A 14,677-nucleotide genomic window follows, 5' to 3' on the forward strand; every position below is an offset into this window, starting at 1 on the left:
ACGAGGTCGTCAGTCGGCGGACGGGTGGCGCTGGTCGTAGCTCGCCTGGCTGCGCTCGATCGACGGGTTGTGCTCGACGGCCCACGCGGCCAGGGCGACGGCCGGTTCGATCAGCGTGCGGCCGACCGCCGTGAGCTCGTACTCCACCCGGGGCGGCACCTCCGCGAACACCGTCCGCAGGACGAGGCCGTCGCGCTCCAGGCGGCGCAGCGTCAGCGACAGCATGCGCTGCGAGATGCCGGGGATGCGCGCCTGGAGCTCGGAGAAGCGGAGGGCCGGCCCGTCGAGCGTGGTCACGATCAGCAGGGTCCACTTGTCGCCGATCCGGTCAAGGATCGCGCGGATGGTGCGACCCGCGTCGCCGCGGATGAGGCAGGCACGCTCGTACTGCGTCATGGGAGCTCCGTGTCAGCAACGCACACCGGTGTGCCTTTTGTAGGGCACCCCAGGATGACCGACGATGCGGTTACTTACCAATCGTTACTGATGGAGCGCATCGTGATCGTCGCCTACTGGGTCCTGGCTTCCCTGCTCGCAGTCTTCTACCTCTACTCGGGCGGGAAGAAGGTCCTCCAGTCGCGGGACCAGCTGCGCCCGATGATGGCGTGGGTCGACGACCTGCCCCTCGGGCTCGTGCGCACCATCGGCGTCCTGGAGGTGCTGGGCGCGGTCGCGCTGGTGCTGCCTCCGCTCGTCGGCGTCGCGCCGTGGCTCGCGCTCGCCGCCGCGGTCGGGTTCGTGCTCCTGCAGGTCGGAGCGACGGTGCTGCACCTGTCGCGGGGCGAGCGCGGGCCCATCGGCCTCAACGTGGGGTTGCTCGTGGCGGCGGGCGTCCTGGTCTGGCTGGCGACGACCTGGCTGGACTGAGGCTCGCTCCGACGTCGCGGTCAGGTCGTCGACCGGGACCACTGCTGGTTCGTGCCTCCGTTGCAGGTGAACTGGATGATGTCGCCGCCGTCGGCGGTGGAGCGGGAGAGGACCTCGAGGCACTTGCCGCTGTGCCGGGCCCGCAGGGTGGAGTAGCCGCCGCTCTCGGACTGCCACAGCCACTGCTGGTTGGCTCCGCCGTTGCAGGTGTACTGCACCACGTCGGCGCGGTCCGCGGTCGAGCCGCCCACGACGTCGAGGCACTTGGCGCTGTTGCGGTTGACGATCCGGACGTAGCCGCCGCCGCCGTCCTCGAAGCGCCACTGCTGGTTGAGCCCGCCGGTCCACGACCACTGCAGGACGTTCGCGCTGTCCGCCCCGGAGCTGCTGGCGACGTCCGCCACCTTGCCGCTGTTGCGGTTGGTCAGCCGGTAGTGGGTGCTCGCGACGCCCGCGACGACGCCGGTCGCCGTGTCCACGGTGATCTGCGGGCTGAAGGCGAGCGACATCGAGGTGCTCGACGGGAACCCGATCGGCAGCCACACGTACTGCGAGTCCTGCACGGCACCGCCCCACRCACCCGCCCACCGGTCCCCGAGGTACAGGTAGCTGGTGGTGCTCGTGCCCTGGACGGGCAGGACGTAGGTCGGCTGGGAGCCGAAGGTCGTGCCGTCCCCGACGTTGGTGAAGCCCGACCACGGGCCGGCCAGGCTCGTGGCCGTGGCGTACTTCGCCTGGTTCGGGCTCCAGCCCGTGGCACCCGACGTGAGCATGAAGTACACGCTGCCGCGCTTGAAGAGCGCAGGCGCCTCCCGGTGCCCGCCCGGCCACGGGTTGCCGACGAGGCTCTCGATCCCGAGGAAGTCTGACGTCAGCCGGTAGATGTGCAGGTCGTAGTTCTCCCGGGCCGCGGAGACCAGGTACGCGGTGCCGTTGTCGTTGAACAGGGTGAGGTCGCGTGACATGTGCCCGAGCGGACGGAAGCTCCCGTGGTACGTGTAGGCCCCGTMGACGGTGGCCGACGACGCGACGGCCACCCTGGCCTCCGAGTAGTTGCCGGCCTGCTCCTTGTGCATCCACATGACGAACCGGCCGGTCGCCGCGTTGTAGATGACCTTGGGCCGCTCGATGTTGCCGGAGTCCAGCTCGGGCGCGGCCGCCTCGGTCAGCACGTGGTTGCGGAACTCCCAGGTGGCCAGGTCGGTCGAGCGGTACACCGACACGTACCGGAAGCTGTCGTCGGCGTTCCGGTCCTCCCCGAACCAGTAGTAGTACGAGCCGACCTTGAGCACGCCGCCGCCGTGCGCGTGGACCGGGGCACCGCCGGTGTCCCGGAACTGGGTCCCGTTGGTGATCGTGACCGTCGCCGCGACCGCAGCCGAGGCGACCAGCCCCACCGTGAGCAGGGCGCCGAGCAGGGCGGCCAGCGGGCGGGCGGCCCTCATGGCGACCACAGCTGGTTGGTGCCGCTGTTGCAGGTGTACTGCTTGAGGCGCGTGCCGTTGGCCGTGGAGGAGGACGGCACGTCGAGGCACTTGCCCGAGTGCCGCGCCACGAGCTGGAACGAGCTGCCGACCGTGCGGACCTGCCACTGCTGGTTGGTGCCGCTCCCGCAGGTGTACTGGATGACCGCCGCACCGTCGGCCGTGGAGGCGCTGGTCACGTCCAGGCACTTGCCGGAGTGCACCGCCACGACGTTCACGTAGCCGTTCCCGCGGTCGGTCAKCCGCCACTGCTGGTTCGCCGCGCTGCCGCACGTGTACTGGATGATCTCCGCGCCGTTCGCGGTCGAGCCGCCCACCACGTCGACGCACTTGCCCGAGGCTCGGTTCACGATCCGCACGGCTGATCCGCCGGCCCCGTTCCCGGCGTCCGGGTCGACCGCGTCGCCCCACGCCCAGCGCAGGCGGTTCGCACCGGACGCGCTACGGACGGTCAGGTTGGCGTTCGCGCCGCTGCCGGTCTTCGCGTACATCGAGTACCAGTCGTAGCCGATCGTCCCCGGCTTGCCGCCGAGGGCCGGCCAGTACGTCCCGCCCATGCCGTTGTCCCGCATGACCTGCGTGACCGCGCGGATGTGCCGGACGAAGTTGTCGGTGCTGCTGGCGTCCCCGTAGTTGAGCCCGCCGTCCATCGGGGCGCCGAACTCGGTCACGACGGCCCGCGACGCGCAGCTCCCGAGGCGGGTCGTCATGTGGCTCCGCCAGCCGTCGTAGGTGTTCGAGCCGTAGAAGAAGGCGTAGTGGTGGAACGAGAACAGCGTGGACGCGAAGCGGCTGTCCGTGCACAGGTCGCGCAGGTCCTGGCTGTAGCCGGTACCGCCGATGAGCACCCGCCCGGGGGGCACCGAGCTGTGGCGAGCGAGCCAGTCGGCGGCGACGGACCGCCACTCCGCCGAGGTGTAGCCGTGCGGCTCGTTCATCGGCTCGAGGTAGACCTGGCCGTTCGACCCGTACTGGGAGACCACGGTGGACCACATCGCGTGGAACGCCGTCAGGTTGGTGATCCGGCCGCCCGCGGCGGCACCGTCCTCCCAGTACGCGAGAATGACTTTCCAGCCCCGGGCGGTGGCCGCGTCGATCACCCCGCGGTAGCTGCTCCACCACGCGGTCCCGACGGTGTGGGTGTTGATCGGCAGCCGCACGGTGTTGATGCCGAGGGTGGACTGCATGTCGTCGAACACGGCGTTCGCAGTCGCCTGCACCTGTGCGTAGCTGTCGGAGCTGCTCAGCCCGTCGATGACCAGCGGTCCGGTGCTGAAGTTGTCGCCGGTCACCGCCCAGTTCATGCCGCGGAACTGCGACGTCGCAGCGGTGGCCGGCGACGAGGTGGCCACGGCGGCGAACGGCAGCAGCGCCAGGGCGCACAGCACGCTGACCACGCGGCGGCGGAGGGTGCGCCGGGCGGGCGCGCTGGAGGCATTCACGCTCATGGTGTCGACCTTGTCTGTGCGACGCTGCACGTGTCGGAGTCGGGTGAGCCTGCTTTCCTGCACGTCATCGACATGTCAGGACGTCGGCTACCGTCACATCCGCCCGCGACCCGGTCAAGATCGATCGCCACTGTGAAACGCATCAGTACTTGATCGATCAGAATCGATCAAGTACCGCCGCTAGACCATGGCGAGCACGGTGCCGGGGCGCGCCAGGACCCGGCCGACGTCCGCGAGGAACCGTGCCGCCTCAGCCCCGTCGACCAGCCGGTGGTCGAACGAGACGCTCAGCGTCATCACGCTCCGCAGCGCGATCTGGTCGCCGAGCTCCCACGGCTGACGCCGGATCGCGCCCATGGCCAGGATCGCCGCCTGGCCGGGCACCAGGATCGGCGTGCCCGTGTCGACGCCGAACACCCCGATGTTGGTGATCGTGATCGTCCCGCCGGCCAGGTCCGCCGGTGTCGTCGTGCCCGCACGGGCGTCCTGCGTCAGGTGACCGATCGCGTCGGCCAGGTCCGGCAGCCGCAGCCGGTCGGCGTCCTTGACGCACGGCACCAGCAGACCGCGCGGGGTCGCCGCCGCGATGCCCAGGTTCACGTACCCGTACTGGACGATCTCCCCCGCGGCCTCGTCCCAGTGCGCGTTCACGGCCGGGTTGCGGCCGACGGCGATCGTCACCGCCTTGGCGACGAGCGTGAGGATAGAGATGCGGTGACCCTCCAGGGCGCGATCGGCCGAGAACGCCTCCAGCAGCTCCAGCGTCGGCGTGACGTCGACGGTCAGCGACGTCGACGCGTGCGGAGCCGTGAACGCGCTCGCCACCATCGCGGCGGCGGTCTGCTTGCGGACACCGGCGATCGGCGTCCGCACCTCGCGCGCGTCGGCCTCGGCCGGGGCCTCCTGCACCGCTCGCGCGAGACCGGGCCGGTGCGCAGCGGACACGGCGTCCGGACGTCGCGCGGACGGCGACACATCCACGCCCGACACCGCGCGCAGGACGTCGTCGCGCGTGATCATCCCGTCCTTGCCGGAGCCGACCATCTTGTTCAGGTCGACCCCCAGGTCGTGCGCGAGCTTGCGGACCGGCGGCAGCACCCTCGGCCCGATCCGACCGCCCGCGAGCGCGAGCCCGACGTCGTCGGCGACGGTGTGCGCCGCGGCCCAGTCCGCCGACTTCGACCTGCGCCGCGGTCGTGACGACCCCTCGACCAGAGGCCCGTACCCGACGAGCACCGCGGTCCGCTCGGGTGCGGCGGTCGCCGCCGGGGCGACCCGCTCAGCCTCGGGCTCGTCCGCCGGCGCGGCAGGTGCGGCCCGCTCGGCGCTGACGCTCGTCGACGAGGTGCCCGTCGTGCCGCTCGGCGCGACGTCCGCACCGGCTGCCGTCGCCGGGGCCTCCACCGCGATCGTCAGCAGCGCGGTCCCGACGGGCACCGTCACCCCGGGCTCGACGAGCAGCTCGGCGACGACCCCGGCGTACGGCGACGGCAGCTGCACCAGCGCCTTCGCGGTCTCCACCTCGGCGACCACCTGGTTGAGCTCGACGGTGTCGCCGACCGCCACGACCCACTCGACCAGGTCGGACTCGGTCAGCCCTTCGCCGAGGTCCGGCAGCGTCACGGTCTTGATCGTGGTCATGACGCCCTCCATCCGGTCAGGGAGTGCTGTCTGCCCATCACCCGGTCGACCGCGTCGAGCATCCGGTCGAGGTTGGGCAGGAAGTGCTCCTCGACCTTGGCCGCCGGGTACGGGGTGTCGAAGCCGGTCACGCGCGCGGGCGCGGCCTTGAGGACGTCGAAGCAGCGGTCGGTGATGCTCGCGACGATCTCCGCGCCCAGGCCACCGCTGGCCTGCGCCTCGTGCGAGACGACGAGCCGACCGGTCTTGCGCACGGACACCTCGAGCGTGTCGAGGTCGACCGGGGACAGCGACCGCAGGTCCACGACCTCGACCGAGAGCCMGTCGTCCTGCGCGGCGAGCGCGGCGTCGCGCGCGGTGACGACGAGCGGGCCGTAGGTGGCGAGCGTGACGTCGGTGCCCTCGACGACGACGCGGGCCCGGTCGAGCAGCGGCACACCGTGCATGGACTCGTCGACCTCGCCCTTGGTCCAGTACCGGCGTTTCGGCTCGAAGAACACGACGGGGTCGTCGCAGGCGATCGCCTGCCGGATCATCGTGTGGGCGTCCTGCGGGCTGGCGCAGGTGACCACGCGCAGGCCGGGCGTGTGGGCGAAGTACGCCTCGGGCGACTCCGAGTGGTGCTCGACCGCCCCGATGCCGCCGCCGTACGGGATGCGGACGGTGATCGGCATCCGGACCGCACCCGCGGTCCGGTAGTGGATCCGCGCGACTTGCGTGACCAGCTGGTCGACCGCCGGGTACACGAACCCGTCGAACTGGATCTCGACGACCGGTCGGTACCCGCGGTAGGCGAGCCCGACGGCGACGCCCATGATCCCGGCCTCGGCCAGCGGCGTGTCCATGACGCGGTCGGTGCCGAAGTCGCGCTGCAGCCCGTCGGTCACCCGGAACACTCCCCCGAGCGTCCCGATGTCCTCACCGAGCAGGACCACGGTGGGGTCGTCGTCGAGCGCGTGCCGCAGGCCGGAGTTCAGGGCCGCGGCCAATGTCATCGTGGCCATCACGCCTCCTCGTCGAACATCGCGAGGTATGCGGCGTACTGGCTGCGCTGCCGTTCCAGCTCCGGTGTCGGCTCGACGAAGACGTCCTCGAAGAGGCTCAGCGGCTCGGGGGTCGGCAGGCCGTAGCAGCCTTCCCGCATCTGCGTGGCGAACGTGTCGGCCTTCGCCGCGATGGCCGCGGCGCGCTCGTCGGACAACGCCCCCCGGGCCCTCAGCAGCCGCTCGACCCGCCCGATCGGGTCCTTGGCCGCCCACTCCGCCTTGTCCGACGGGTCGACGTAGCGGGTGGGGTCGTCGGACGTCGTGTGCGGGCCCATCCGGTACGTCACGGCCTCGATGAACGTGGGTCCGTCGCCGCGTCGCGCCCGGTCGAGGGCCACCCGCATCGCGGCCAGGACCGCGAGGACGTCGTTGCCGTCGACCCGGATCCCGGGGATGCCGTAGCCGGCCGCGCGGTCCGCGATCGGGCGCTGCGCCTGCAGGCCGACCGGCTCGGAGATCGCCCACTGGTTGTTCTGGCAGAAGAAGATCACCGGCGCAGCGAAGGACGCGGCGAAGACCATCGCCTCGTGCACGTCGCCCTTGCTGGTGGCGCCGTCGCCGAAGTACGCGACGGCCACGGAGTCGACGCCGTCCTTGACGCACCCGAGCGCGTACCCGGTGGCGTGCAGGGTCTGCGAGCCGATCATCACCTGCGGCGTCGCCATGCCGATCGCCCGGGGGTCCCACCCGGCGAGGGCGGTCCCCCGCCAGACACGCATCAGGTCGGTCGGCTGCGCGCCGCGGCAGTACGCCACGCCGTTCTCGCGGTAGCTGCTGAACACGAAGTCGTCGCTGCGCAGCGCGCGGGCGGAGCCGATCTGCGCGGCCTCCTGGCCCAGGAGCGGCGGCCACAGCCCGAGCTGGCCCTGCCGCTGGAGCGCGACCGCCTCGGTGTCGAAGCGGCGCACGACGACCATGTCCTCGTACAGCGACAGCAGCTGCTCGTCGTCGACGTCGGCGATCCACGGGTCATAGACCGGGTCCTCGCGACGGACGCCGTCGGGGGTCACCAGCTGCAGCGCTTCCGCCTGCTGATGGGTGGGCAGGGCACGGCCGGGTGACACATCTGCACGCAACATGTTTCGCTCCGTTGTGGTGGCGGAACCGTCGCTCTTGTGAAGCTAGGCCCCATTGCCTGATGTCCCGTCAGAGTAGGTCCACATGTTGGACTAGCGCGAGTGCCGACACGGCTGCACACAATGTCGTCGTCGACAGGAGGCAGTAATGGACAAGGTCGTCCAGTCCGCCGTCGAGGCGGTAGCCGACATCCCCGACGGGGCGACCCTCGCGGTCGGTGGATTCGGCTTGTGCGGTATCCCGAGCGTGCTGATCCACGCTCTGCTCGACTCCGGTGTCCAGGACCTGGAGGTCGTCAGCAACAACTGCGGCGTGGACGACTGGGGGCTCGGCCTGCTCCTCCAGGCCGGTCGCATCCGGCGCATCGTCGCGTCGTACGTGGGCGAGAACAAGGAGTTCGCGCGGCAGTACCTGGCCGGGGAGCTCGAGGTGGAGCTGACCCCGCAGGGCACTCTCGCCGAGCGTCTTCGTGCAGGTGGGAGCGGGATCGCCGCGTTCTACACGCGCACCGGCGTGGGCACGCTGGTGGCCTCCGGAGGGCTGCCGTGGCGGTACTCCCCCGACGGCTCGGTGCTCGTGTCGTCGCCCCCGAAACCCGTCGAGACGTTCACCGTGCGGGGCGCGTCCCACGAGTTCGTCCGCGAGGAGGCCATCACCGCCGACTACGCGCTGGTGCGCGCCGCGCGGGGGGACCGGCACGGGAACCTCGTGTTCCACGCGTCCGCGCGGAACTTCAACCCGCTGTGCGCGGCCGCCGGCGCCGTGACGATCGCGGAGGTCGAGGAGCTCGTCCCGGTCGGCGCGCTGGACCCCGACTCCATCCATCTGCCGGGCATCTTCGTGGACCGCGTGGTCGCACTTTCACCCGACGAGGTCACCGACAAGCGCATCGAACGGAGGACGGTCTCATGAGCCTCACGCGTGAGCAGATGGCGGCGCGCGCCGCCCTGGAGCTCACCGACGGGGCGTACGTGAACCTCGGGATCGGGCTGCCGACGCTGGTGCCCGGATTCGTCCCGCCCGGCGTCGAGGTGGTGCTGCAGTCGGAGAACGGGGTGCTCGGCGTGGGCCCGTACCCGCTTCCCGACGACGTCGATCCCGATCTCATCAACGCCGGCAAGGAGACGATCACGATCGCCCCTGGGGCGTCGTACTTCGACTCCGCCGTCAGCTTCTCGATGATCCGCGGCGGCAAGGTCGACGTCGCGATCCTCGGGGCGATGCAGGTGTCGTCGTCCGGCGACATCGCCAACTGGATGATCCCCGGGAAGATGGTCAAGGGCATGGGCGGGGCGATGGACCTCGTGCACGGTGCGCGTCGGATCGTCGTCCTCATGGAGCACGTCGCCCGCGACGGATCCGCGAAGATCCTGCCCGCGTGCACGCTGCCGCTGACCGGGATCGGCGTGGTCGACCGGATCATCACCGATCTCGCCGTACTGGACGTCGATGTGGACGGCCTCGTGCTCCGGGAGTGCGCGCCGGGGGTGTCGGTCGACGCCGTCGTCGCGGCCACGTCCGAGGTGACCCTGCTGATCGGTCACGACGTTCGGGAGATGGTGCTGTCATGAGCGAGGTCGTGATCCTGTCCTTCGCGCGGACGCCGATGGCGCGTCTGAACGGCGGCTTGTCGTCGCTGTCCGCCGCTGCCCTCGGTGCCGTCGCGATCCGGGGTGCACTCGACCGTGCCGGCGTCCCCGACTCGCTCGTCGACCAGGTCCTCATGGGCCAGGTCGTCCAAGCTGGCGCCGGCCAGAACCCCGCACGCCAGGCGGCCGTCGCCGCAGGGCTCCCGTGGACCGTGCCCGCCATGACGGTCAACAAGGTCTGCCTCAGCGGGCTGACCGCGATCATCGACGCCGCCCGCACGATCCGGCTGGGCGAGGCCTCCGTCGTCGTCGCCGGCGGCCAGGAGTCGATGAGCCAGGCGCCGCACCTGCTGCCGGGGTCTCGGCGCGGCTGGACCTACGGGGACATCCAGGCCGTCGACTCTCTGGCGTTCGACGGGCTGACCGACGCGTTCGACCGCGAGTCGATGGGCTCGTCCACCGAGCGCGGCAACAAGTCGCTCTCGATCGCCCGGGAGGCCCAGGACACGGTGGCCGTGGAGAGCCACCGACGCGCGTCCGAGGCCGCGTCCTCCGGCGTGTTCGCCGCCGAGATCGTGCCGGTAGAGGTGCCGCAGCGACGCGGCTCGCCCGTCGTGGTCGCGACCGACGAAGGCCTCCGACCCGACACGACGCTGGAGTCCCTCGCCGCCCTGCGACCGGCGTTCTCCGCCGACGGCACCATCACCGCCGGCAACGCGTCCCCGCTCACCGACGGAGCCGCCGCCGTCGTCGTCGCCGCGCGCGAGGTCGCCGAGGCGCACGGTTGGACCTGGCTCGCCTGCGTCGGGTCGTCCGGGCAGGTGGCCGGACCCGACAACTCCCTGCACTCCCAACCCTCCGCCGCCATCACCGCCGCCCTCGACCGCGCCGGCTGGGACCTGTCGACCGTCGACTTCCTCGAGATCAACGAGGCGTTCGGCTCCGTCGTCGTGCAGTCCCTGGCCGACCTGGCGTACCCGCTGGAGCAGACGAACCTCCACGGCGGCGCGATCGCGCTCGGGCACCCGATCGGTGCGTCGGGGGCGCGGCTCGCAGGGCATGCCGCGATGGAGCTGACGCGACGCGGGCACGGACGCGCGGCCGTCGCCCTGTGCGGCGGAGGTGGGCAGGGCGAGGCGCTGCTGATCTGGCGGGACTGACCTTCGCCTGACTGCGTCAGTCGGTCATGCTGCACCCCCGGGCGGTCGAGCGGTGCGGATATTCAGGCTCAGGCGGGACCCCCGACGTGCTAGACCCGCAGTCACGCACGTGACTGACGAGGAGGCGTTCGGGCCGATGGGCACTCGGAACTATCTGGTCGAAGGGTTGTCCGGGACCGGCAAGACGACCGTCGCCGAGGAGCTCCAGCGCCGCGGCCACCACGTCGTCCACGGAGACCGAGAGCTCGCCTACCGGGGCGATCCCCGGACCGGTGCACCGACGCTCGCCGACGGGCACGAGAACCACCTCTGGGACGTCGCCAGGGTCCGCGCCCTGGTCGCAGACCACTCCCACGAGGCCACGTTCTTCTGCGGCGGCTCACGGAACTTCCCGACGTTCATCGACCTGTTCGACGGCGTCTTCGTCCTCGAGGTCGACCTCGCCACCTTGCACCGGCGGCTCGACGAGCGACCGGACTCCGAGTGGGGCGGCGGGAAGCCCACGGATCGCACGCTCATCGTGCAATGGCACCAGTCCAAGGGCGATGTCCCCCAGGACGGCGTCGGGATCGACGCCACGGCACCCGTCCACCAGGTTGTCGACGAGATCCTGCGCCGCTGCGGGATCGGTGCGTAGCCACCATCCCCGCTCGGTCGCTCCCCCGGTTGCGACACCTCCCGGACCACTGTCCAATCAGTCGCGGGGGTCGAGCTCCGAGGAGGAAGTGCCATGGACACGCAGACCATCTGGATCATCGTCGCCGTCGTCGTCGTGCTGATCATCGCCGCCGTCGCAATGTCCCGACGCAGCGGAACCCGCCGCGCCGACGCCGAACGCGCACGCGCGCAGGAGATCCGCGAGAAGGCCGCCGCCGACGAGGTCGAGGTCCAGCGCCGGGAGGCCGAAGCCGCCCGACTGGACGCCCAGGCCCGGCTCGCCCAGGCGGAGGCCGACGCCCGAGCGGCCGACGCCGCAGCGCTCCAGGCCGAAGCCCAGGCCCGCAGCACCGAGGCCAGCGGGGCACGGTCTGAGCTGGACGACCGCCTGAGCGCCGCAGACCGCATCGACCCGGACGTCGTCACCGAGGAGCAGACCACCGCCCCCGCCACGACCAGCACCGACCACGACGTCGTCGTCGAGCAGAGGACCACCGACCCGACCGTGAACAGCACGGACCGCGACGCCGTCGCCGAGCAGAGGACCACCGACCCGACCGTGAACAGCACCGACCGCGACGTCGTCGTCGAGGAGAGGCCCGCGGATCCGCGGGTGTGACGTCACCCCGCCAGAAGGCGACTCGTGCAGTGCGCACCTGCCGCCCGAAGGTTCGAGATCTCCGATCCGGTGAACACCGTCAGAGGTCGAGCGAGCGCCGCAGGCCGCGATCGACCTCCCGCATCAGCGCGAGAGGCGCTGACCCTGCCCGCTCCGCAAGATCGGTCTTGTTGAGGGTGACCGCCGCGGTGACGTTCACGACCGCGTCCCGCGGAAGCCCTGTTCCAGCGGCCGGAAGGAAGACGTTCCCAGGCATCGCTGCGAAATCCGTGTTGGAGGTGATGACCAGAGCGACGACCGTTCCCAGTTGGCTGGCGTTGTAGGTGTCGGCGGAGACCACGATGACCGGTCGGCGCTTGGCCGCGCGCGACCCGAGCGGCGCGCCGAGATCTGCCCAGTAAATTCCGCCTCGGTCGATCACCAGTCGTCCGATCCGTCGTCCAGCACACGCCGCCCCGCAGCCACCGCCACCGACGCCGAGTCGTCGCCGGCGCCGAGAGCGTCCAGCGCAAGATCGAGCTGACGGGTCACCGACTCGGCATCGAGCTCGTCGAGGTAGCGCGCCGCGGCCTGCGTGAAGAACTCGGACCGACTCATCCCTAGGTCGTGCGCGCGCCGGGAGACCCGCTCGAAGGTCTCGTCAGGAATCGAGATCGCGGTCTTCATGGGCCGGAGTATAACTCGGTATAACCTCGCTTCCGACAGATGGTTGCGCATTTCGAGGACCTTTCAGGACGATGCGAGTGCGGCCTCGACGTCGCCAGAGCGCGACGATGTTGTCGCACTGTGGAGACAGTCGATCTGCATCCGCCGGAGTCGATGGGCGCCAGCGGCTGCTCAGTCGCAGTCGTCGGGCTTCGGGATGTCGGTGCAGAGGCTGGAGACGAGGTGGGAACGGCGTTCCTCGACGGAGAACGGTGCGCTGGTGACCGACGTCTCCGCCGTGCCGACGACGTCGCGCCACTGGGTGGTGCCGTCGACCCGGTACCGACCCTTCCAGGCGGTGGTCAGCGTGATCTGCACGGTGCCGACGTCTTCGTAGAAGTGGAACGTGTCGTGGTCGGGCCACGGGTGGCCCTCGCTGCGGGTCACCAGGGTGTCGGAGTCGTCACCGAAGTCGTAGGTGAACGTGTCGGGGGTGGCGATGACGTCGATGCCGTGGCCCAGGAGCTCCGTGCGGAACGTCTGCTCGGTGCGCTCGGTGGTCACGATCGTCTCCTTGTTGACCAGCACCCACCCACGGTCGGGCTGCAGGTGCAGGACCGGCGGCGCCAACGGCAAGCGACGGAAGTCCTCTGCAGTCAGGATCGGGAGGACGTCCGCAGGACAGCCGCCGAAGTTCACCGGCGTCCAGTCGGACCACGGCTCGGTGGCAGACGCTCGCTCGCGAGCGAAGAGCGGTGGGATGGGAACATCCCCGCCACAATCGATCTCGAGCGTGAAGCCGTCCGCTTCTGAGCAGCTGCCATTCAGCGGCGTCGCGAGTCCACCCGTTGCTCCTTTGCAGATCAGTCCGTGCGCTTCCTCGCGCAGAACTCGCCCACCAGTCGAGACTGCGTGGGATTGCTGGGCAGCCTCGATCCGGTTGCCGATGATGTCGATCGCCGACGATCCAGGCGTAACCTCGCCGTGCGAGTCGACCGAGCCACCTGCCATGGCTGGTCCTGCTGCGATCGCCAGCCGGATGAACGCCGCAACCAAGGTCGACGCGGACCATCTCATGGCGTCGCCGCCGGCAACGGCGTCACGTCGACCTCGCGCACCAGCCATCCCTCAGCCCAGTCGAGAGCGAACACCATCTGGAAGTGCCCACCTGGATCMTCCGAGAGGACTTTGCCGACCGGATCGATCTCGGCCGATGGCGCCTGATCCAGCTGTACCGCTGCCGAGTACCACTGCTCTGGGCTGATCTCGGTACCGAACGCGTTGACGACGGAGTAGGCACCGCCCGTTGAGCTGTAGTTGAAGGCAGCAAGCCGTGCGACGTCGTCGACGACGCTTTGGCAGAACACGCACTCGGAAGCCGACATGGCTTCGAACGCCGTCGGGTCGAGGCTGCCGTAGCTGTACTCGTACAGCTCCAAGAAGTAGGTCGCAGCAGCAGCAGCCCCTTCCGCGCTGGGCGAGTCCATGGAGGATGGACGTTCAGGGGCAGGCTCGATGCTTGGCGTGGACGTCGGCCCGGGCGACTCTGTGCCGGCCTCGCTCGCCAACGACGGGGTCGTCGTCGGACTCGGATTCGACCCTTCGCACGCCGTCAAGCACGTCAGGAACGTCGCCGCTAGGACGACGGCCTTCGCGATCGGAACTGTGTGAGTGAGGCCCCCTGAGTGCATGGCGGGAAACCTACCGAAACCGGACGAGCACGGACCGGGGTCGGCCAGATCTGTGGACAGCCGGGACGACAGTTTCTACGCGCTCGCCTGGCGGAGGTGGCTCGTGTCGTTCAGGAGCGCGACGGCGCGGTTGTGGAAGTAGTCGTCCTCGACCAGTCGCGTGATGCTGCCGGGCGCGACCGGGAAGCTCACGCGGCTGAGGGAGTCGAGCGGCATGCCGATCCAGCGGGCGATGACGAAGGTGGCTGACCCGCCGTGGGTGACGATGATCTTCTGCCTGCACGCGTCGGCCAGGATCGTGTCCATCCCGGTGTAGACCCGTCGCGCCCACCCGGCCTTGGTCTCCGCGCCGGCCAGCCCTTCGTCGTGGTCCAGCCGTTCCCCCGTCGGCGGCGGAGGGATGAACCGCTCGCGGAACCACGCGTCCGGCTGACCGTCGCCGTCGCCGTACGACTTCTCCCGCAGCTCCGGGAGGAACCGGGGGGCGAGCCGCAGGTGGTCGGCGATGATCGACGCCGTCTGGGCGGTCCGGCGCAGGTCGGAGCTGTAGAGCTGCGCGCCGGGCCGCACCTGCTCGGCCAGGGCGGTCGCGATCAGGTGCGCATGGTCACGACCTCGTGCGGTCAGCTCCGAGTCGAACCAGCCGCCCACCCGGCCGTCCACGTGGTGGGTCGCTTCCGGGTGGGTCACGACGAGGATCTCGTTCACCGCGCGAGTCAAGCACGCCACGGTCGTGCCGGAGCCGGGCGTGGT

Annotated in this window: 17 protein-coding genes; 6 read left to right on the plus strand and 11 right to left on the minus strand. The window is 70.4% G+C overall.

The genetic code is table 11. The features are described from left to right. Positions 1 to 9: 9 nt before the first annotated feature. Positions 10 to 396 carry a winged helix-turn-helix transcriptional regulator gene (locus tag ACXJKF_RS13880; RefSeq protein ID WP_456788291.1) on the minus strand — a complete coding sequence of 129 codons (387 nt, stop codon included), beginning with the start codon at positions 394 to 396 and terminating at the stop codon, positions 10 to 12. A 90-nt stretch (positions 397 to 486) separates the two neighbouring features. Between ACXJKF_RS13880 and ACXJKF_RS13885 the strand changes: the two genes are divergently transcribed. Beyond that, positions 487 to 867 (plus strand): DoxX family protein, encoded by a 381-nt coding sequence (locus ACXJKF_RS13885; protein ID WP_456788292.1) that lies wholly within the window; start codon positions 487 to 489, stop codon positions 865 to 867. A gap of 20 nt (positions 868 to 887) precedes the next feature. Here ACXJKF_RS13885 and ACXJKF_RS13890 read toward each other — a convergent pair whose 3' ends face one another. From ACXJKF_RS13890 to pdhA, 5 genes are all read right to left on the minus strand, one after another. Further along, positions 888 to 2,312, minus strand: a complete 1,425-nt coding sequence (locus tag ACXJKF_RS13890) for an RICIN domain-containing protein (RefSeq protein WP_456788293.1) — start codon at positions 2,310 to 2,312, stop codon at positions 888 to 890. Next, a complete protein-coding gene (locus ACXJKF_RS13895; RefSeq protein ID WP_456788294.1) occupies positions 2,309 to 3,799 on the minus strand; it encodes an RICIN domain-containing protein in 1,491 nt (496 codons plus the stop codon). The genes ACXJKF_RS13890 and ACXJKF_RS13895 overlap by 4 nt, the downstream gene beginning before the upstream one ends. Positions 3,800 to 3,979: 180 nt before the next feature. Further along, a complete protein-coding gene (locus tag ACXJKF_RS13900; RefSeq protein ID WP_456788295.1) occupies positions 3,980 to 5,440 on the minus strand; it encodes a dihydrolipoamide acetyltransferase family protein in 1,461 nt (486 codons plus the stop codon). Next, entirely contained in the window at positions 5,437 to 6,444 is a 1,008-nt protein-coding gene (locus ACXJKF_RS13905; protein ID WP_456788296.1) for an alpha-ketoacid dehydrogenase subunit beta, read from the minus strand. Before ACXJKF_RS13905 ends, ACXJKF_RS13900 begins: the two co-directional genes overlap by 4 nt. Continuing rightward, positions 6,444 to 7,565 carry a pyruvate dehydrogenase (acetyl-transferring) E1 component subunit alpha gene (pdhA, locus tag ACXJKF_RS13910; RefSeq protein ID WP_456788297.1) on the minus strand — a complete coding sequence of 374 codons (1,122 nt, stop codon included), beginning with the start codon at positions 7,563 to 7,565 and terminating at the stop codon, positions 6,444 to 6,446. Before pdhA ends, ACXJKF_RS13905 begins: the two co-directional genes overlap by 1 nt. Positions 7,566 to 7,710: 145 nt before the next feature. Between pdhA and ACXJKF_RS13915 the strand changes: the two genes are divergently transcribed. The 5 genes from ACXJKF_RS13915 to ACXJKF_RS13935 all read left to right on the plus strand — a co-directional run bounded on the left by ACXJKF_RS13915 (position 7,711) and on the right by ACXJKF_RS13935 (position 11,588). Beyond that, the gene (locus ACXJKF_RS13915; protein ID WP_456788298.1) at positions 7,711 to 8,475 is read left to right on the plus strand and encodes a CoA transferase subunit A; all 765 of its coding nucleotides are present in this window, start codon (positions 7,711 to 7,713) and stop codon (positions 8,473 to 8,475) included. After that, positions 8,472 to 9,134, plus strand: coding sequence for a 3-oxoacid CoA-transferase subunit B (locus ACXJKF_RS13920; RefSeq protein ID WP_456788299.1), 663 nt, complete (start codon positions 8,472 to 8,474; stop codon positions 9,132 to 9,134). Before ACXJKF_RS13915 ends, ACXJKF_RS13920 begins: the two co-directional genes overlap by 4 nt. After that, entirely contained in the window at positions 9,131 to 10,312 is a 1,182-nt protein-coding gene (locus ACXJKF_RS13925; RefSeq protein WP_456788300.1) for an acetyl-CoA C-acetyltransferase, read from the plus strand. The genes ACXJKF_RS13920 and ACXJKF_RS13925 overlap by 4 nt, the downstream gene beginning before the upstream one ends. Before the next feature lie 109 nt (positions 10,313 to 10,421). Next, positions 10,422 to 10,949: an AAA family ATPase gene (locus ACXJKF_RS13930; protein WP_456788301.1), complete on the plus strand. Its 528-nt coding sequence runs from the start codon at positions 10,422 to 10,424 to the stop codon at positions 10,947 to 10,949. Between the two features lie 93 nt (positions 10,950 to 11,042). Next, on the plus strand, positions 11,043 to 11,588 hold the full coding sequence (locus ACXJKF_RS13935; protein ID WP_456788302.1) for a hypothetical protein: 546 nt from the start codon (positions 11,043 to 11,045) through the stop codon (positions 11,586 to 11,588). 79 nt (positions 11,589 to 11,667) lie between these two features. On the opposite strand, the gene ACXJKF_RS13940 is transcribed toward ACXJKF_RS13935, so the two are convergent. The 5 genes from ACXJKF_RS13940 to ACXJKF_RS13960 all read right to left on the minus strand — a co-directional run bounded on the left by ACXJKF_RS13940 (position 11,668) and on the right by ACXJKF_RS13960 (position 14,632). Beyond that, positions 11,668 to 12,009, minus strand: a complete 342-nt coding sequence (locus ACXJKF_RS13940) for a type II toxin-antitoxin system PemK/MazF family toxin (protein WP_456788303.1) — start codon at positions 12,007 to 12,009, stop codon at positions 11,668 to 11,670. Further along, positions 12,006 to 12,254, minus strand: coding sequence for a ribbon-helix-helix protein, CopG family (locus tag ACXJKF_RS13945; RefSeq protein ID WP_456788304.1), 249 nt, complete (start codon positions 12,252 to 12,254; stop codon positions 12,006 to 12,008). The genes ACXJKF_RS13940 and ACXJKF_RS13945 overlap by 4 nt, the downstream gene beginning before the upstream one ends. 171 nt (positions 12,255 to 12,425) lie before the next feature. Next, a complete protein-coding gene (locus tag ACXJKF_RS13950; RefSeq protein WP_456788305.1) occupies positions 12,426 to 12,869 on the minus strand; it encodes a hypothetical protein in 444 nt (147 codons plus the stop codon). Between the two features lie 437 nt (positions 12,870 to 13,306). Beyond that, a complete protein-coding gene (locus ACXJKF_RS13955) occupies positions 13,307 to 13,924 on the minus strand; it encodes a DUF6318 family protein (protein WP_456788306.1) in 618 nt (205 codons plus the stop codon). Between the two features lie 75 nt (positions 13,925 to 13,999). Then, on the minus strand, positions 14,000 to 14,632 hold the full coding sequence (locus ACXJKF_RS13960) for a histidine phosphatase family protein (protein WP_456788307.1): 633 nt from the start codon (positions 14,630 to 14,632) through the stop codon (positions 14,000 to 14,002). Between the last annotated feature and the right edge of the window lie 45 nt (positions 14,633 to 14,677).

It is taken from the genome of Cellulomonas sp. P5_C5 (assembly GCF_054049655.1).

What these genes read in the sequence shown, in the direction of transcription:
- ACXJKF_RS13915 (WP_456788298.1), top strand. Translation starts at nt 7,711, where the DNA reads ATGGACAAGGTCGTCCAGTCCGCCGTCGAGGCGGTAGCCGACATCCCC.
- ACXJKF_RS13885 (WP_456788292.1), top strand. Translation starts at nt 487, where the DNA reads ATGGAGCGCATCGTGATCGTCGCCTACTGGGTCCTGGCTTCCCTGCTC.
- ACXJKF_RS13880 (WP_456788291.1), bottom strand. Translation starts at nt 396, where the DNA reads ATGACGCAGTACGAGCGTGCCTGCCTCATCCGCGGCGACGCGGGTCGC.
- ACXJKF_RS13925 (WP_456788300.1), top strand. Translation starts at nt 9,131, where the DNA reads ATGAGCGAGGTCGTGATCCTGTCCTTCGCGCGGACGCCGATGGCGCGT.
- ACXJKF_RS13945 (WP_456788304.1), bottom strand. Translation starts at nt 12,254, where the DNA reads ATGAAGACCGCGATCTCGATTCCTGACGAGACCTTCGAGCGGGTCTCC.
- pdhA (WP_456788297.1), bottom strand. Translation starts at nt 7,565, where the DNA reads ATGTTGCGTGCAGATGTGTCACCCGGCCGTGCCCTGCCCACCCATCAG.
- ACXJKF_RS13920 (WP_456788299.1), top strand. Translation starts at nt 8,472, where the DNA reads ATGAGCCTCACGCGTGAGCAGATGGCGGCGCGCGCCGCCCTGGAGCTC.
- ACXJKF_RS13935 (WP_456788302.1), top strand. Translation starts at nt 11,043, where the DNA reads ATGGACACGCAGACCATCTGGATCATCGTCGCCGTCGTCGTCGTGCTG.
- ACXJKF_RS13900 (WP_456788295.1), bottom strand. Translation starts at nt 5,440, where the DNA reads ATGACCACGATCAAGACCGTGACGCTGCCGGACCTCGGCGAAGGGCTG.